The organism is Pseudomonas sp. PDM05 (genome assembly GCF_014851685.1).
Taxonomy (GTDB): domain Bacteria; phylum Pseudomonadota; class Gammaproteobacteria; order Pseudomonadales; family Pseudomonadaceae; genus Aquipseudomonas.
In genome coordinates, this window is record NZ_JACVAC010000001.1 from 826,245 (window position 1) to 843,564 (window position 17,320).

At 61.8% G+C, this 17,320-nt stretch carries 19 protein-coding genes and 1 riboswitch; of the genes, 4 read left to right on the forward strand and 15 right to left on the reverse strand.

Going from position 1 to position 17,320, the window contains the following annotated elements; translation table 11 throughout:
- Nucleotides 1-103 precede the first annotated feature (103 nt).
- Nucleotides 104-1,582: a DNA recombination protein RmuC gene (gene rmuC, locus IB241_RS03900; RefSeq protein WP_412547860.1), complete on the reverse strand. Its 1,479-nt coding sequence runs from the start codon at nucleotides 1,580-1,582 to the stop codon at nucleotides 104-106.
- 61 nt (nucleotides 1,583-1,643) lie between these two features.
- Entirely contained in the window at nucleotides 1,644-1,967 is a 324-nt protein-coding gene (locus IB241_RS03905; RefSeq protein WP_192297043.1) for a sel1 repeat family protein, read from the reverse strand.
- A 457-nt stretch (nucleotides 1,968-2,424) separates the two neighbouring features.
- On the opposite strand from IB241_RS03905, the gene IB241_RS03910 reads away from it, so the two are divergent.
- The 4 genes from IB241_RS03910 (at nucleotide 2,425) to IB241_RS03925 (ending at nucleotide 5,588) form a co-directional block, all read left to right on the forward strand.
- A complete protein-coding gene (locus tag IB241_RS03910) occupies nucleotides 2,425-2,730 on the forward strand; it encodes a hypothetical protein (RefSeq protein ID WP_192297044.1) in 306 nt (101 codons plus the stop codon).
- 443 nt (nucleotides 2,731-3,173) lie between these two features.
- On the forward strand, nucleotides 3,174-3,398 hold the full coding sequence (locus tag IB241_RS03915; protein WP_005790139.1) for a hypothetical protein: 225 nt from the start codon (nucleotides 3,174-3,176) through the stop codon (nucleotides 3,396-3,398).
- 283 nt (nucleotides 3,399-3,681) lie between these two features.
- On the forward strand, nucleotides 3,682-4,164 hold the full coding sequence (locus IB241_RS03920) for a hypothetical protein (protein ID WP_192297045.1): 483 nt from the start codon (nucleotides 3,682-3,684) through the stop codon (nucleotides 4,162-4,164).
- A gap of 146 nt (nucleotides 4,165-4,310) precedes the next feature.
- On the forward strand, nucleotides 4,311-5,588 hold the full coding sequence (locus IB241_RS03925; RefSeq protein ID WP_192297046.1) for an OmpP1/FadL family transporter: 1,278 nt from the start codon (nucleotides 4,311-4,313) through the stop codon (nucleotides 5,586-5,588).
- A 65-nt stretch (nucleotides 5,589-5,653) separates the two neighbouring features.
- Here the strand turns inward: IB241_RS03925 and IB241_RS03930 are convergent, their stop codons facing one another.
- The 13 genes from IB241_RS03930 to cobO all read right to left on the reverse strand — a co-directional run bounded on the left by IB241_RS03930 (nucleotide 5,654) and on the right by cobO (nucleotide 16,971).
- Nucleotides 5,654-6,202, reverse strand: a complete 549-nt coding sequence (locus IB241_RS03930; RefSeq protein WP_192297047.1) for a glutathione peroxidase — start codon at nucleotides 6,200-6,202, stop codon at nucleotides 5,654-5,656.
- A 149-nt stretch (nucleotides 6,203-6,351) separates the two neighbouring features.
- Entirely contained in the window at nucleotides 6,352-7,551 is a 1,200-nt protein-coding gene (locus IB241_RS03935; protein WP_192297239.1) for an MFS transporter, read from the reverse strand.
- 63 nt (nucleotides 7,552-7,614) lie between these two features.
- Nucleotides 7,615-8,019 (reverse strand): MarR family winged helix-turn-helix transcriptional regulator, encoded by a 405-nt coding sequence (locus tag IB241_RS03940; protein ID WP_192297048.1) that lies wholly within the window; start codon nucleotides 8,017-8,019, stop codon nucleotides 7,615-7,617.
- A gap of 42 nt (nucleotides 8,020-8,061) precedes the next feature.
- A complete protein-coding gene (locus IB241_RS03945) occupies nucleotides 8,062-8,790 on the reverse strand; it encodes an adenosylcobinamide-GDP ribazoletransferase (protein WP_192297049.1) in 729 nt (242 codons plus the stop codon).
- Between the two features lie 2 nt (nucleotides 8,791-8,792).
- Nucleotides 8,793-9,368 carry an alpha-ribazole phosphatase family protein gene (cobC, locus tag IB241_RS03950; RefSeq protein WP_192297050.1) on the reverse strand — a complete coding sequence of 192 codons (576 nt, stop codon included), beginning with the start codon at nucleotides 9,366-9,368 and terminating at the stop codon, nucleotides 8,793-8,795.
- Complete coding sequence (gene cobT, locus IB241_RS03955; protein ID WP_192297051.1) at nucleotides 9,365-10,420, reverse strand: nicotinate-nucleotide--dimethylbenzimidazole phosphoribosyltransferase; 1,056 nt, start codon at nucleotides 10,418-10,420, stop codon at nucleotides 9,365-9,367. Before cobT ends, cobC begins: the two co-directional genes overlap by 4 nt.
- Nucleotides 10,417-10,938: a bifunctional adenosylcobinamide kinase/adenosylcobinamide-phosphate guanylyltransferase gene (gene cobU, locus IB241_RS03960; protein WP_192297052.1), complete on the reverse strand. Its 522-nt coding sequence runs from the start codon at nucleotides 10,936-10,938 to the stop codon at nucleotides 10,417-10,419. The genes cobT and cobU overlap by 4 nt, the downstream gene beginning before the upstream one ends.
- Before the next feature lie 51 nt (nucleotides 10,939-10,989).
- Nucleotides 10,990-12,441 carry a cobyric acid synthase gene (locus IB241_RS03965; protein WP_192297053.1) on the reverse strand — a complete coding sequence of 484 codons (1,452 nt, stop codon included), beginning with the start codon at nucleotides 12,439-12,441 and terminating at the stop codon, nucleotides 10,990-10,992.
- Nucleotides 12,438-13,427, reverse strand: a complete 990-nt coding sequence (gene cobD / locus IB241_RS03970) for a threonine-phosphate decarboxylase CobD (RefSeq protein WP_192297054.1) — start codon at nucleotides 13,425-13,427, stop codon at nucleotides 12,438-12,440. Before cobD ends, IB241_RS03965 begins: the two co-directional genes overlap by 4 nt.
- Nucleotides 13,420-14,328: an adenosylcobinamide-phosphate synthase CbiB gene (gene cbiB / locus IB241_RS03975; protein ID WP_192297055.1), complete on the reverse strand. Its 909-nt coding sequence runs from the start codon at nucleotides 14,326-14,328 to the stop codon at nucleotides 13,420-13,422. The genes cobD and cbiB overlap by 8 nt, the downstream gene beginning before the upstream one ends.
- Nucleotides 14,325-14,975 (reverse strand): 5,6-dimethylbenzimidazole synthase, encoded by a 651-nt coding sequence (gene bluB, locus IB241_RS03980; protein ID WP_192297056.1) that lies wholly within the window; start codon nucleotides 14,973-14,975, stop codon nucleotides 14,325-14,327. Before bluB ends, cbiB begins: the two co-directional genes overlap by 4 nt.
- On the reverse strand, nucleotides 14,972-16,363 hold the full coding sequence (locus IB241_RS03985; RefSeq protein WP_192297057.1) for a cobyrinate a,c-diamide synthase: 1,392 nt from the start codon (nucleotides 16,361-16,363) through the stop codon (nucleotides 14,972-14,974). The genes bluB and IB241_RS03985 overlap by 4 nt, the downstream gene beginning before the upstream one ends.
- Nucleotides 16,360-16,971 (reverse strand): cob(I)yrinic acid a,c-diamide adenosyltransferase, encoded by a 612-nt coding sequence (gene cobO, locus IB241_RS03990; protein ID WP_192297058.1) that lies wholly within the window; start codon nucleotides 16,969-16,971, stop codon nucleotides 16,360-16,362. Before cobO ends, IB241_RS03985 begins: the two co-directional genes overlap by 4 nt.
- 79 nt (nucleotides 16,972-17,050) lie before the next feature.
- Nucleotides 17,051-17,286, reverse strand: a riboswitch (cobalamin riboswitch).
- Nucleotides 17,287-17,320: the final 34 nt, after the last annotated feature.

Genomic DNA, 17,320 nt, shown 5'->3' on the forward strand with positions numbered 1-17,320 from the left:
TGTGGGAGCGGGCTTGCTCGCGAAGGCGGTGGCTCAGTCAATTATTCGGTGACTGACACTCCGCCTTCGCGAGCAAGCCCGCTCCCACAGATGCGTCCTGTGTTTATTCAGGCAGATGGGCAACGCCATCGGAATCGGTCATTGCCCGTTCCAGCAGGTCGGCAGGGAGACTTTTGCTGGCACGCGCACCGAGCAACTTTAACTGCTCGGTACGGCTGACCAGATTTCCGCGGCCATCTGTAAGCTTGTTCCGCGCCGAGCTGTAAGCCTTATCCAACTGCTGCAGACGATTGCCTACTTCATCCAGGTCCTGGATAAACAACACGAACTTGTCGTACAGCCAACCGGCACGCTCGGCGATTTCACGGGCGTTCTGGCTCTGACGCTCCTGCTTCCACAAGCTGTCGATCACCCGCAAGGTGGCGAGCAAAGTGGTCGGGCTGACGATCACGATATGGCGGTCGAACGCTTCCTGGAACAGGTTCGGTTCAGCCTGCAGCGCGGCGGAAAACGCCGCCTCGATCGGCACGAACAACAACACGAAATCCAGGCTATGCAAGCCTTCGAGGCGCTTGTAATCCTTGCCGGCCAAGCCTTTGACGTGATTGCGCAGGGACAATACGTGTTGCTTGAGCGCCGCTTGACCGATCACTTCATCGTCCGCGCCGACATACTGTTGATAGGCGGTCAGGCTGACCTTCGAGTCGACCACCACCTGCTTGTCGCCGGGCAACATGATCAACACGTCGGGCTGGAAGCGCTCACCGTCCGGGCCCTTGAGGCTGACCTGAGTCTGGTATTCACGGCCCTTCTCCAGGCCAGCGTGTTCCAGCACCCGCTCAAGGATCAGTTCGCCCCAATTGCCCTGGGTTTTCTGGCCCTTGAGGGCGCGGGTCAGATTGGTGGCCTCGTCCGACAGACGCAGGTTCAGTTGCTGTAGGCGCTCCAGTTCCTTGGCCAGGGAAAAGCGCTCGCGGGCTTCATTCTGATAGCTTTCTTCCACACGTTTTTCGAAGGATTGAATGCGTTCCTTCAACGGGTCGAGCAACTGGCCGAGGCGTTCCTGGCTGGTCTCGGCAAAGCGCTGTTCGCGCTCATCGAAAATTTTGCCGGCCAGTTCGGCGAACTGCGCACGCAGCTCGTCACGCGAACCTTGCAGGTCAGTGAGGCGTTGCTGGTGGCTGTCCTGTTGCTCGCGCAACTCGGCGCGCAAGGCCGCCGACAGCGCATCGAGGCGGCGTAGCTCGGTGTCCTTGGCGTTGCGGTCGAGGTTCCAGGCGTGGGCGGCGTCGCGGGCATTGTCGCGGTCGATCTGCAACAGTTCGACCTCACGGCGCAAGGCGGCCAAGTCAGCTTGCTTGGCGGCGTTGGCGTGGCTCAGGTCGCTGATTTCGTCGCGACTGGCGTCCAGTTGAGCCGCCAGGCCTTCCTGGGCCAGTTGCGCAGTCGCCAGGCGCTCTTCGAGCAGCTCCCAGCCGGTGGTGCGGGCGGTCAGCCGCCGTTGAAGTTGCCAGCACACGGCCAACAGAGGCAACGCGGCGCCAGCAAGGCCCAGGGCAACACTGGTCCAGTCAAAAACCATAGCCATTTCTGCCATTACCGAAAAAGAGCAAGGTTAACGGAGCACAGGGTCTGACGACAGCTCAGTCTTCGACCTGGCCGAGTTCGCGTTGGGCGCGACGATCACCGGCGCGGGCAGCCTGGCGCAATAGGTCATGGCCGATGCGGCGGTCGCGGGCGTTACCGCATTCACGGCACATCAGCTGGCCCAGGCGGCTCTGGGCGGCCACCACGCCATCACGGGCAGGCTGCTTGAGCAAGCGCCCGGCGAAGTGTTTGACGTTGGTGCTGTGCCCCAGGCGCGGGCTGTCGAGCAGCCACAAGGCAACCTTCAAGGAGAAACGCTTGGGTGCGGTAACAGTCTGGGGAGTGTCGGTAACAGAAGGTGATACTGAGCGAAACTTCATAAAGCACTGTGGGGCAGATCGGAAGGCGCGCCACTCTACTCTTTTTTTCGTACAGGTAAAGCTGAAAAATCTCAGCACGCCCGTTCTAGAGCAAGCGCTAGGGACAATCCACAGAAGCTGTGGATAACTCAGTGGACAACCCCCCTTTAACCCGCGCAAAGGCCCGTGGAACGGGGGCCGCAGTCAAACTGACGATTTTTTCACCAATTAAAAAAAGCGAGATTTTTCATTGACTTAAATTTCCATTGCAGGCTAAAGGCGGCCCTGCGAAGGAGTTGACAGGTTGGTTACACACTCCGCAACTAATGTGCACAAGTCCCGATCAGACGGTTATATCGGCGGCTTTTTTTGCTGCGACTTCTACGAAAAACGTTACCGGCGAGTCGCGCGGGAGGACTTTTCAAATCGATACGGGCTGGCCACACTGCTCTACCCATAACGCAAGCGTGCACCGCCGATGAAAGGAATTCTGTTATTCGCACTCCTGCTGCTCGCAATCTGCGCAACCGCCCTGGGCATCAACGCGGCCCTGCCCGCGCCTGACGGCGCGTTGTTTGCCATCGCCATCCTGCTGTCGGCCGCCTTTACTGCCGTAAGCCTGTGCATCGAGTTGGGTGACGGCAGGATCAACGACATGCGCGACGTGATGCAAGTGATTGAAGCCGGCCAGTCCTGGCGCCTGACCCTGGCGGCCTACGCCTTGGGTTGCTCCCTGGCCGCAGCCGCTACGGTGCTGATCTATCGCAGCCTGATAGGGGGTTGATTGAAGTTTTTTGGCTAGCACACTTTCTTTCCTTGTTTCAATCCGTTACTATCCGCGGCGTTAGTACCAAGCTGAAAGTCAATTCTGGTCGAACAACTCCCCCGAACAACGCGGGACCGACCACCTCGATGGTTTCCAGGTATCACTTGCGACGACACCGCCTTTGAACAAGCAAAGGGTGCCGCGAAGTTTCAATACTCTGACCGAACCAACCTGCAAATTGATCAGGATCTTCACCCTGGGCCCAGAACCTTTGCCCCTGTTGTGTTGCCTGCCCTCCTAAGTACCTACCTGCCAGCCCAAGCGCGCCTAACTTATTAGCGCTTCAAACTGGCTGCTTTGTTCCAGTCGGGTTCTTCGTTTGATCAATGGTGATCAACGTTACTGGAACGTTTTAACGTTGCACGGTTCTTATCCGTGTCATTTGTAGGAACACCAATAATATGAACGCTCAAATCCATACTCAGGATGCCATTCGCACCCTCACCAACGCTTTTGCACCAATGAATTGCCTGATCATGGCTGCTCGCAAAGGCTGCTTCAGCTTCACCCTGGTCAACGAACACGGCATCGCTCGTCACAGCGAACGCCTGTACCCCGATCAATACTCCAGCGCCGAGCCGCTGCAGGCCGTGATCGAGCGTACCCGTCAGGCACTGACTGCCTGATCGACCCGAGTCGCTGAAACACAAAAAACCCTGTTTAAAACACAGGGTTTTTTATTGTCTTGAATGTGTAGATTCAGCTTTTTTACTAAGTTCAAATAGATATAAACGATATAACTAAATGAATAAGATGTTTTAAAAACAGTCCTTTACATCATGAATATGACACTACACTTCAACTCAAGCGGCATGATCCGCTTCCGGCGAGCCTGAGATCCGATCCACCGCTGCCAAGCCCCCACCTCTCAGGCCTCGTCGACCACTTCCGTCACGGATTGAGGCTTGTATGGGTATCGCTGCCAGCGAATTGTGTCGTTATGTGATCCGGCCAACGTTGATGTACCTGGGCCGCCACAACCAGACAGCTGAAGCCCTGCTGCTGGGCATCGCGGCCAGCCAGTCGGAACTCGGCTCCGCCTTGCACGACCGGCGCGGCCATGGCCTGTACAGCATCACCGAACCTCGCCATCGCGCCCTGTGGGACAACTACCTGGCGCTGGACCCCGAACGCGCCAGCCTGGTACGCGGCTTGGCCAGCCAACATGCCTTTCTCAGTGCTCCCCAACTGGAACTCACCGTAAACCTGCGTTACGCCACCGCCATTGCCTGGCTATTGGTGGAACAACATCACCCCGCCCTGCCCCCTCCCGGCGATGTTTTAGCCATGGCACGTATCTGGAAAGAAATATTTCATCCCCAAGGACGGCTGCGCGATTTCACGCAAACCTGGCAAACCTGTGTTTCACCCATGAATCACGCGGTTTGCTGACCGGGCGATTTGCAAGATTCGCCAAAAACCCCGAATTTTGGTCGGATTGTCCTACAAAACCGCTCTATCTCCTGCATTACAGCCTATAGCGCGATGTGAGATTTATTGATACTTTCCGCAGCGGTGATCACCACGGAGTTCTAATAATGAAAAAAGTAATGCTCAAGACCACACTTAGCCTCGCCGTTGCCATGGCATCCTCCCAACTGTTCGCAAGCGGTTTCGCACTCAACGAACAGAGCGTCAGCGGGATGGGTACGGGTTTCGCAGGTCGCTCCTCTTCTGCCGATGATGCAAGCACTGTCTACGGTAACCCTGCCGGTATGTCCCGCCTGAATGGCCAGCAAGTCACCGGTGGTGTTGCGGCTATCGATGCGTCGACCAATATCAAGGATACGGGTGGCGTTTCCAGCGGCTCCAACAAAGGTGACATGGTTCCATTCACCGCCGTACCTTTCGGTTTCTACACCAACAAACTCAACGATCAGTGGGCTGTCGGCTTCGGCGTGTACGCACCGTTCGGCCTGGTCACCGACTATGAAAACGGCTTCCAGGGCCGTGGCTTCGGCAGCAAGAGCGAAGTGAAGGTGATGACCTTCCAGCCAACTGTCAGCTATGCCTTCAACGACCGCGTGTCCATCGGTTTCGGTCCGACCATCAACCGGATCTCCGGGGTACTGGAATCGGAAAAAACCCTTAACGCGACACTTCCCGACACCAACGTCAAGATCAAGGGTGACGACACCGCGCTGGGCTTCAACATCGGCGTGCTGGTCCAGGCGACCGATACCACCCGCGTCGGCCTGACCTACCACTCCAAGGTCAACTACAAGCTGGAAGGCCACACCACCGTCAGCGGCCCAGCGCAGACTCAAGGCTTCCTGCGTAACAACCGTTACGACGCCTCGCTGAAAATCGAGACTCCGGAATCCTACGACCTGTCGGTCACTCAAGACCTGACTGACGCCTGGAAACTCTACGCCGGTACCACCTGGACTCGCTGGAGCCGCCTGAAAGAGATCACCGTCAACAACGAAGGCGTGACCGGAGCCAACGGCGGCATTCTCGCCCCGAGCCGAATCAGCAGCATCACCGAGAAACAAGACTGGCACGACACCTGGGCTTACGCCGTGGGCACCTCGTACCAGCTGACCAAGCAGGTTGTGCTGCGTACCGGCCTGACCTTCGACCAGTCGCCAACCAACAACCAGGATCGCTCGCCACGTATCCCTACCGGCGACCGGACGATTTTCAGCGTTGGCCTGGGCTACGCAGTCATGGACAACATGACCATCGACCTGGCGTATTCCTACCTGAAGGAAGAGGACGTGAAGGTGAACAACACCGCCGCGCCGTCGAGCTACCGCGCCAAGTATGAAAACAGTGCCAACGGTTTCGGCCTGGGCATGACTTACAAGTTCTGATTCAGAACCGCGTAAAAAAGCCCCGCTCTCCTGCAAAGGAGGCGGGGCTTTTTAATGGCTGACGATCAGGGCTTCGAAGCCAACGCCTTCTCCACCGCTTCGATCAGATCCGGGCTGTCCGGCTTGGTCAGGCTGGAGAAATCAGCAATCACCTTGCCCTGGCGGTCGACCACATACTTGTAGAAATTCCACTTCGGCGCATTACTCTGCTGCGCCAATACCTTGAACAAATGCACCGCATCCGGCCCCTTGACCTTCTGCGGTTCGGTCATGGTGAAGGTCACGCCGTAATTCACGTAGCAGACCTTGGCAGTCTCCTCGCCGGTCTTGGCCTCTTGCTTGAAGTCATCTGAAGGCACACCGATCACTTCCAGCCCTTGATCCTTGTAACGTTGATACAAGGCTTCGAGGCCTTTGAACTGCGGGGCGAACCCACAGAAGCTCGCGGTATTGACGATCACCAGGGGCTTGCCAGCAAAACGCTGGCACAAGTCGATGGATTCCTTGGCCCGCAGCTTGGGCAATTGGCCCTCCAGCAACGGCGGGCAATCGGCGGCCATTGCGGCACTGCCAATCGCCATCAGCACGGGTACAGCGAGCCAGCGCATATGCATGTCGTGTGTCCTTGAAAAAGTCAGAGTCCGAACTTAACAGATCGACATACCCAGTTGCATCAACGCCAGGCCACCGTGCTGCCAACCCCACCAGGCGAGCAGCGTCAGGACCAACCCCGCCGCGATCAGCAACCCCCTTGCCGCTATGCTCATGCCGCCTCCATCTGCGCCTGCAAACGTGCCACCGGCCGCTCGCGCACGGGCCAATTCAATGCCGCCGCGAGCAGGCTCAACGCGATTGCGTCCTGCCAGATCAAATCGTAGTTACCGGTTCGATCATAGACCACCCCGCCCAGCCAACCACCAAGGAAGGAACCGATCTGATGGAACAGGAACACAATCCCGCCAAGCATCGAGAGATTTCGTACGCCAAACAGCGTCGCGACCGTGCCGTTGGTCAGCGGCACGGTGGACAGCCACAACAAGCCCATCGCCATGCCGAACAGGTAGGCGCTGACCTGGGTCACCGGCGCCCACAGGAACAAGACGATGACCACGGCGCGCAGCAGATACAACGCGGTCAACAAGCGCGGTTTGGACATACGCCCACCGAGCCAGCCAGCGGTGTAGGTGCCGATGATATTGAACAGGCCAATCAACGCCAGCACCGTGGTACCTGTGGTTGCAGGCAGATGTTGGTCCACCAGGTAGGCCGGCAGATGCACGCCGATAAACACCACCTGGAAGCCGCAGACGAAAAAACCAAACGCCAGCAGCCAGAACCCTGAGTGGCCGCACGCTTCTTTCAACGCTTCACCCAAGGTTTGCTGACCAGCCATCGACGGCAGCGGGCGATCCTTGAGCATGCCGACCAGCGGCAGAATCAACGCCACCATCAGGCCCAACGCCAGCAATGCAGCGGACCAACCCAACCAACTGATCAAGCCCAAAGTGCCTGGCACCATGGCGAACTGGCCAAACGAACCGGCCGCGCTCGCGATCCCCATCGCCATACTGCGCTTTTCCGGCGCGACGGCACGGCCAACCACGCCGAGAATCACCGAAAATGAGGTGCCGGACAGGCCGATACCAATCAGCAAGCCTGCACTGAGGGATAACGACCACGCCGAGTCGGACAAGCCCATGAATACCAGGCCCACGGCGTACAGCACCCCGCCGACAAACACCACTTTGGTCGCACCGAAACGGTCCGCCAACGCACCGGCAAACGGCTGCGCCAGGCCCCACACCAGATTCTGCAAGGCGATAGCCAGGGCGAAGGTGCCGCGCCCCCAACCGAATTCGGCGCTCATCGGCGCCAGGAACAGGCCGAAGCCATGCCGCACGCCCAAGGACAACGCCAGGATCAGCGCACTCCCCACAAGGATCCAACCACTGGTGCGCCACATCGAGGTCATTTCTTATTCTCCGTTCACGGGTATATACCCGCTTGTATTGGAACAAACCTGCCGTCAGGCGAGTTCGTCCAGCAAGGCCAACAAGGTTTCGCGTTTATCTGCGCCGAGTTGATCGATCAATTTCTGCTGTGCTGCTTCCCACGCCGGTAACGCCGCGGCCAATCGTTGCGCACCGGCCTCGGTCAACAGCACCAGGCGGTTGCGCAGGTCATTGCCTTCCACCAGTTGCACCAGGCCTTCGCCTTCCAGCACCCGCAGGTTGCGCCCCAAGGTGCTGCGGTCCAGACCCATGGCTTCCGCCAGGCTGGAAATGCTCGGTTGATCCAGACGCTGCAAGTTGCACAGCAAAGAATACTGGGCAACGTTGATCCCGAAGCCGTCGAGAGCGCCGTCGTAATGCCTGCTGACGCCACGGGCGGCACGTCGCAGGTTGGTGCATAAACATTGGGAGGCAAGCATGGAACGTGTATATACCCGCGATTAAGGATTTGCAAGAAAGTGTTACAGCGCTAAACCGACCAGAACCGCGACTTCCAGCAGTTCCAGCAAGGCCCCGGCAGTGTCGCCCGTGGTGCCACTGAGGCGCTTGACCATCAGGTGGCGCAAACCGACAAAACATAGCGCCGCGAGCAGCACAGCGATCCCGCCGCTGAAACCACCGATCAGCAGGCACGCCAGGCCACTGAGGATCAGCACCTGTTGGGCCACAACTCTCGGTAAATGATCCGACAGCGCCTGCCCCAACCCGCCGGCACGCACGTAGCGCGTGGTCAAGAACAAGCCCAGCATCGATGCGCGCCCGATCAATGGCGCCAGGATCAGCGCTACGCCGTTATGCTGTTCGATCAACGCCACCAGCGCGGTGAACTTGAGCAGCAGCACCAGCCCCAGCGTGACCACGGCAATCGGCCCACTGCGCGGGTCCTTCATGATGGTCAGCGTGCGCTCGCGGTCGCCGAAGCCACCAAGCCAGGCGTCGGCGCTGTCGGCCAGGCCATCGAGGTGCAAGCCGCCACTGAGCAACACCCAGGCGGTCAGCAACAACGCGGCATGCAGCAACAACGGGGCGCCCATCAACAACGCGTTCAAGCCCCACAACAGCGAGCCGAACAACAGGCCGACCAGCGGATAAAACAGCAACGAGCGTCCCAGCTCCTGCGGCTGTGGCATGCCCGGTAGGCGAATCGGCAAGCTACTGAGAAATTGCAGGGCGATCCAGAACGGCAACATCGTCAGATTCCTTCCTTCAGCACGCCGTCAGCCGCGACCTGCAGATTGAACAGCGCGCCATGGCCGACTTCGACATTCAGCAATTGCTCACGGGGCAAGCCCCGCGCCCGCGCCAGCAACAAGCGCATCACGCCGCCGTGACTGACCAACAACACCCGCTCACCGGCGTGCGCTTGCTGCAAGCGTGCGACGGCAGCGAGAACGCGGTCGGAAAAGTCGCTGACCGCCTCACCCTCAGGCGGTGTAAAGCTGTAGGGATCTGCCCAGAACAAGCCGAGCGCTTCGGCGTCGGTCTCCATCAGCGCCGCAGCACTTTGGCCTTCCCAGGCGCCGAAGTGCAGCTCTTGCAGATCCGGCTCCAGGCTGACCGGCACCTGCAGCTGAGCGCCCAACTCTTCGGCAAAACGTGCGCAACGCTGCAAAGGCGAGCTGACCAGCCGATGCCACGGCCCCTGGGCCACCACGGCGGCGCGCATCTGTTCCCAGCCCTTGGCGGTCAGCGCGTCGTCCAGGCTGCCGCGCAGGCCGCCGCCCAGCTCGGTCTCGCCGTGGCGCAACAGGTCCAGGTGCAAAGTCATGCCGGGCGGTCTGCCACGGCGGCTTCGGCGAAGGTGGCCATCTGGCCGTGCAAGGCACACGCCAGGCGCAACAATGGCACCGCCAGGGCCGCGCCGCTACCTTCGCCCAGGCGCAGGCCGAGCTCCAGCAGCGGCTGTGCGTCGAGGTTTTGCAGCACGAGACGATGGCCTGGCTCGGCGCCCCGGTGGCCGAACACCAGCCATTCGCGGCAGCCCGGGTTCAGGCGTGTGGCCACCAGTGCGGCGACGCTGCAGATAAACCCGTCCACCAGCACCACGATGCCTTCCTGGGCGCAGGCCAGGTAAGCGCCGACCAGTGCGGCAACTTCAAAGCCGCCGAGATTGAACAGGGTGTGCAACGCGTCATCGCGCTGCCCGGCGTGCAACGCCAGTGCCCGCTCGATCACCGCAACCTTGTGACTGACGCCTTGGGCATTCAAGCCGGTGCCCGGCCCCGTCAGATCGCTGACCGGGCAATCGAGCAACGCACACGCCAGCGCACTGGCGGCAGTGGTGTTGCCGATGCCCATCTCACCGCCGATAAACAACTGCGCACCGCTCGCCAGCGCGCGACGCGCACTGTCACGACCGGCTTGCAACGCCAACCGCCCCTGGGCTCCAGTCATCGCCGGGCCGTTGACGAAGTTGGCGGTGCCCGCGCCGATGTTCAGGTGACGTACCCCAGGCAGATTCAGCGACGGCGTGACCGTGCCGAGGTCGATCACTTCCAACTGCGCGTCCAACTGCCGCGCCAGTACGCTGATAGCAGCACCGCCGGTGACAAAGTTATGCAGCATCTGCCCGGTGACTTCCTGGGGAAACGCCGACACGCCTTCGGCGACCACACCATGATCACCGGCAAAGATCGCGATCCACAGTTGATCTACCGAAGGTTTGACCTGCCCCTGCAAGCCGGCCAATTGCACGGCCAACGCTTCCAGCTGGCCAAGGGAACCCGCCGGTTTGGTCAGTTGCTGCTGGCGCGCCAAGGCTTGTTCGTACGCCGCAGTGTCAATCGCCTTACATGGGTTGAGCCACCAGATGTCAGTCATAACGCAGTACCTTTCAAAGTCAGGGGCAGGCCGGCAACCGTCAGGACAACACGCTGACAACGCTCAGCCAAAGCTTGATGCAGCCAACCGGCTTCATCCACATAGCGGCGAGTCAATTCGCCCAGCGGCACGACACCGAGGCCGGTCTCGTTGCTGACAAAAATGATTTCACCCGGCAGCGCGGCCAGGGTTTCCAGCAGTTGATCGCGCTCGAACCCCAGGCGCTGGGGGTCTTCGAGCATCAGCAGGTTGGTCAGCCACAGCGTCAGGCAATCCACCAACAGGCAGCGCCCGACGGCGGCGTTTTCGCGCAGGACACGGGCCAGTTCGACGGGTTCTTCGATCAGCCCCCAGTGGTCGGGGCGACGCTGGCGATGCAGGGCGATGCGTTCGTTCATCTCACCGTCCAGCGGCTGGCTGGTGGCGATGTAGATGACCGGCAACGCGCTGTCGCTGGCGAGCTTTTCGGCGAGACGGCTTTTGCCGGAGCGGGCGCCGCCGAGGATCAGTTGCAGCATAAGGTCACACCTTCCTGTGGGAGCAGTGCAGCAGTTGAAACCCACATACAGTTAAATCCCACACAGCGTGCGCAGCAATTCAGTGTCCAGGTGGTTCTCCACCAAGTCCGCCAAGCGCTCGATGTCACGCTCGCGCAACGCGTGGTAATCCACGCTTTGCACATCCTGCAAGCCCGCCCAGCGCAGCAACGCGCTGCACGCGGCCGGGGTTTCGAACAGGCCGTGAAGGTAGGTGCCGAGGATCTGCCCGTCCGCACTCTGGGCGCCGTCGCTGCGCCCGTCATCCAACAACACGGCGGCGTTCGCCAGCGCGCTGCCGGAAGTCACGCCCGCATGGATCTCATACCCGCTGACCTCGGCGTTTTCCAACAGCAGGCGCCCGCGCACGTTGCGCAACTGCTTTTCTTCTTCCAGCGTGGTGCTGAAGGCCAGCAGCCCCAAGCCATGGCTGGAGCCCGACGGCCCTTCCAGGCCCAACGGGTCGTGAACCTGCTCGCCGAGCATCTGCAAGCCGCCGCAAATGCCAAGCACTTTGCCGCCATAGCGCAAATGTCGCGCCACGGCGCTGTCCCAGCCGTTGGCACGCAAGTAGGCCAGGTCGCTGCGCACGCTTTTCGAGCCCGGCAGGATGATCAGGTCGGCAGGCGGAATCGGCTGGCCCGACCCGACAAATTGCAAATCCACCTGGGGATGCAGGCGCAGCGGGTCGAAATCCGTGTGGTTGCTGATGCGCGGCAACACCGGCACCACCACCTTGAGCGCTTGGGCGGCCTTGTCGATCTGGCGCTTGTCGATGCCGTCTTCGGCTTCCAGGTGCAGGTCCATCACGTAGGGCAGTACGCCCACCACAGGCTTGCCGGTGCGCGCTTGCAGCCAATCCAGGCCGGGTTGCAACAACGCAATATCGCCGCGAAAACGGTTGATGATGAAGCCTTTGACCCGCGCCTGTTCGCTCGGCGACAGCAATTCCAGGGTGCCGACCAGGTGCGCGAATACGCCGCCACGATTGATGTCGGCGATCAGCAGCACCGGGCAATCCACGGCTTCGGCGAAGCCCATGTTGGCGATGTCGTTGGCGCGCAGGTTGATCTCCGCCGGGGAGCCCGCGCCCTCCACCATCACCACCGGATAGGCATCGCTCAGGCGTGCATGGGAGGCCAGCACGGCTTGCATCGCGATGGCTTTGTAATCGTGATAGGCCACGGCGTTCATACTGGTGACGGCACGGCCGTGGATGATCACCTGGGAACCGGTGTCACTGTTGGGCTTGAGCAGCACCGGGTTCATGTCGGTATGGGGCGCCAGGTTGGCGGCCTGGGCCTGCACGGCTTGGGCGCGGCCGATCTCGCCACCTTCGGCCGTCACGGCGCTGTTGAGGGCCATGTTCTGCGGCTTGAACGGCGCCACGGCCACGCCCTGGCGGACCAGCCAACGGCACAGCGCGGTGACCAGGGTGCTCTTGCCGGCATCGGAGGTGGTGCCTTGCACCATCAGCGTACTCATGCAGCGTCCTTGTAGGCCGTCAGCGCTTCGTCAAGGCGCAGCCAATCGGTGGCGCTATCAGGCAAGCCAAAACGCAGGCTGCTGTCGTGAACGAACAGGCGCAGCAAGATGCCGCGCTGGGCCATGAATTCGTGCATGCGCTCGGCATGCGGGGTGATCAGCCATTGGAACAAGGCACAGCCGCCGTGGGGTTGGAAGCCGTGGCGCTCAAGCAGGTCGAACAGCCGCTGGCTGGCCTCGATACAGCGCTCGCGCTGGCGCGTGTGCCCGGCCGTATCCGCCAGGCAGACTTGGCCCAGCACGCGGGTGGGGCCGCTGACGGCCCAGGGTCCCACCTGTTCGGCAAGCAGCCTGAGCAACTTGCGCTCGGCCAGGACAAAACCGAGGCGCACACCGGCCAGTCCAAAGAACTTGCCGAACGAGCGCAACACAATCAACCCGACCTGATGGGCCTGGCTCGCCAGGCTCAGGTGCGGCGTGACGTCCATGAAGGCTTCATCCACCACCAGCCATCCGCCCCGCTGCGCCAGCCGCGCGTGCCAGTCCAGCAGGCGTTGCGGACTCAGGCTGAGGCCGGTGGGATTGTTCGGGTTGACCACCACCAGCACGTCGAGGTTGTCGAGAAAGAAGTCGACTTCCTGCTCCAGCACTTCGCGCACCACATAACCGGCGCGGCGCCAGGCTTCGGCGTGTTCGGCATAGCACGGCGACAGGACGCCGACCTTGCCCGCCCGCCGCAAGCGCGGCAACAGTTGGATCGCCGCCTGGGAGCCCGGCACCGGCAGCAAATGGGCGGCGCCGTAATATTCGCTGGCGGCGCGTTCCAGGCCGTCGTCGGTTTCCGGCAAGCGTGCCCAGGCCCGCAGCGGAATTTCCGGGATCGCCCACGGCCACGGCGCGAGGCCGCTGGACAGGTCGAGCCAATCGGCCTCGGCAATCCCGTATTGAATCGCTGCCTTGCGCAGCCGGCCACCGTGCTCAAGCATAGAATTGCGCCCCCGCGCATAGGATCAGCAGCCACAACCATACGCCGCGCTGCACCAGTTGCCAGCCTCGGTCGATGGAGTCCGCATCCGCCGCCGGGCCTTCGCCCAGTTGCGGGCGTTGATGTACTTCGCCGTGATAAATCGCGGCACCGCCCAATTCGACACCCAGCGCACCAGCGCCGGCCGCCATCACCGGGCCGGCGTTGGGGCTGTCCCACGTCGGGCCCTGGGTACGCCAGCACTTCAACGCCAGGCGGGTTTTGCCCAGCAGCGCGTAGGTCAATGCCACCAGGCGCGCAGGAATATAGTTCAGAACGTCGTCGATCTTGGCCGCCGCCCAACCGAAACGCTCGAAGCGTTCGTTGCGATAGCCCCACATGGCGTCGAGGGTGTTGCTCAGGCGGTACAGCACCACGCCCGGCACACCGGCAACGACAAACCAGAACAGCGCGGCGAATACCGCGTCGCTGCCGTTCTCCAGTACCGACTCGGTGGCGGCGCGGGCGACTTCGGTACGGTCCAGTTCGCTGGTCTGACGGCTGACAAGGTAACTCACACGCTTTCGCGCTTCGTCCAGGTCATCACTGCGCAGCGCCTGGGCGACCGGGATCACATGCTCGCCAAGGCTGCGCATGCCGAGGGCGCAGTACAACGCCAGGATCTCCAAGATCCAGCCGATATACGGTGCCCACGACAAAGCGGTGGCCAGCAGGGTCAACGGCACCACGGCGATAAACCACGCGGTCACGCCATGGCTGCGCCAGCCCCGGCCACCGCTGTTGAAGCGTTGCTCGATGCGCCCGGCGAAATTGCCGAACGCCACCAGCGGATGCCAGCGCCTGGGTTCGCCCAGCAGCGCATCCAGCGCGACTGCGGCGACACACAGCAAGGCCACACTCATTGACTCACTCCCCAAGAATTTTCGTACAGCATGTCACTCAGCGGCCGCGGCTCGGTCCAGCCTTCGAGTTGCAACATCGGTGCCGGGTAGAACGCAGCGACCGGGCCCAGGCACAGCACAGCCAGGGGTTTGGCGCCGGGCGGCAGGCCCAGCAGGTCGGCCAGGGCCTGGGGCTCGAACAGCGAGACCCAGCCCATGCCCAGGCCTTCGACGCGGGCAGCCAGCCACAGGTTCTGGATTGCACAGGACAGCGAGGCCATGTCCATTTCCGGCAAGGTGCGACGACCGAAGATGTGGCGCTCGCGGTCGTCCATCAGCGCTGCTACCAATACCTCGGCGCAATCGTGGATGCCTTCGACCTTGAGCTTCATGAATTCGTCGGAGCGCTCGCCCAGGGCTTCGGCGGTGCGGATGCGTTCTTCTTCCACCAGTTGCTGGATTTGCCCACGCAGTTGGCGGTCACTGATACGGATGAAGCGCCAGGGTTGCATCAGGCCGACGCTGGGCGCCTGGTGTGCGGCCTGGAGCAGGCGCTGCAGCAGTTCAGGCGCGACGGTGCCGCCGCTGAAGTGGCGCATGTCGCGGCGTTCGGCGATGGCGCGGTAGACGGCCTGGCGGTCGGCCTCAGGGAAGGCGTTGTCGGTCATGGCCTCTTCGCGGGCAAGCCCGCTCCCACATTGGATTGGGTTTCGACGTGATCCCCTGTGGGAGCTGGCTTGCCTGCGATGGCACCCTCCCGGTCTGGCGCAAACAGTGCCGCCACCGCCGCCGGATTCGACGGAAAGTAAAAGTGCACGTAGGAAGCCGTCATCCGCCCCTGTCGGAAAACCGCCTCGGCACCACGCCCACCGTTGGGGCTCACGCCACGGGCAATCGGCGTGCAGTCGGTGCTGGTCAGGGAGTGGTGATAGGTGTGACCGCGCAATGTGCCTTCCGGCAGTTCGACATTTTGCAGGGCCAGGGCGGCCAGTTTCTTTTGCATCACGGCATCGCCCTGCAGCAGACCGAGCAACTCGGCACGCTGGCCGTCGACATCGGTGAGCGAGTCCAGCAGGTACAACATGCCGCCGCACTCGGCGAGCAGCGGTTTGCCAGCAGCGTGATGAGCACGGATCGCATCGAGCATCGCGGTGTTTTCCGACAGCGCCTGGTGATGCAATTCCGGGTAACCACCCGGCAGATACAGACTGTCGGCGTCAGGCAATTCGCGGTCATGGATCGGCGAGAAGAAGTGCAATTCGGCGCCCATCGCCCGCAACAGGTCGAGGCTGGCGCCGTAGGTGAAGGCGAAGGCTTCGTCGCGAGCCACGGCAATGCGCACGCCGTTGAGCAACGGCTCGGCCTCAATGATCTGCGGCGCAGCGAACGTCACCGGCGGCGGCAATGCGACTTCGCAACTGCTGCCCAGGGCTTGGGCGGCGGCATCGAGGCGCAGGTCGAGGTCATTCAGTTCGCTGGCTTGTACCAGGCCCAGGTGGCGGCTGGGCAATTCGATGCCGGTCTCGCGGGACAGCGCGCCGTACCAGCGCAGGCCCTCGGTCAGACTGCCTTCGAGCAATTGTGCGTGGCGCAGTGTGCCTACGCGGTTGGCCAGCACGCCGGCGAACGGCAGGTCCGGCTGATAACGCGCCAGGCCCAGCGCGAGGGCGCCGAAGGTCTGGGCCATGGCGGTGCCGTCGATCACACCGAGCACCGGCACGCCAAAGTGGCGCGCCAGGTCAGCGCTGGATGGCGTGCCGTCGAACAGGCCCATCACGCCTTCAATGAGGATCAGGTCAGCCTCGCCGGCGGCTTCCCACAACAGGCGACGACTTTCCTGCTCTCCCACCATCCACATGTCCAATTGATACACCGGCGCACCACTGGCGCGCTCGTGGATCATCGGGTCGAGAAAGTCCGGCCCGCATTTGAACACGCGCACCTTGCGTCCCAGGTTGCGGTGCAAACGGGCGAGCGCGGCGGTGACGGTGGTTTTGCCCTGGCCGGACGCCGGTGCGGCGATCAAGACGGCCGGGCAATGACGGGGCTGATTCAAAGTTCGACGCCCTTCTGTGCCTTGATACCGGCCTGGAACGCGTGCTTGAGCATGCCCATTTCGGTGACGGTGTCGCCCATTTCGATCAGCTCGGGCTTGGCGCCACGGCCGGTGACCACCACGTGTTGCATCGGCGGACGGGCTTGCAGGTCGCTGAGCACTTGGTCCAGATCGAGGTAGCCGTGTTTGAGGGCGATGTTCAGTTCGTCAAGGACGACAAGGCCGATGGCGGGATCTTGCAGCAGCTCGCGGGACACCGCCCAGGCGGCTTCGGCGGCGGCGATGTCACGTTGGCGGTCCTGGGTTTCCCAGGTGAAGCCTTCGCCCATGACGTGAAAACGCACTTGCTCAGGGAAGCGGCGGAAGAACAGCTCTTCGCCCGTGCTGTTGCGCCCCTTGATGAACTGCACCACACCGCACTGCATGCCGTGGCCCATGGCCCGAGCCAGCATGCCGAACGCAGAACTGCTCTTGCCTTTGCCGTTGCCGGTGAGCACCAGCAGCAAACCGCATTCGTTGGGCGAGTTGGCGATGCGCTCGTCGATCACGGCTTTTTTGCGCAGCATGCGCGCCAGGTGGCGTTCGTCGCGTTCAGGGGAATCGGTCATGGCAGCTCTCCGTTGGGGCTGGACAAAAAACGGCGGGCAGGAAAAAGACAAAACAGACAGCCAAGCATCGCCCACCGTGATGCTGTTGGATGTTTCAGGCCGGTCTCCGGGCTCATGAGTGGCGATCGCCGACGCTGCGCCTTCCCATATCGCGGGGCGATACAGTGGCAGAAAGCAGGGTCTTGACTCATTTACCGTTGCGGGGGCAGCGCCGGGATCGCGGCAGCACTGTGTACAAGTGCGCTCACTCACCGGCTTCCCTGTTTCACTCGGTCGACCCGTGGGTCACAGAGCACCTGGAACAAGTCGCGAAGGGTAGAGGGTTGGGGGTGGAGCGTCAATTAAAGCC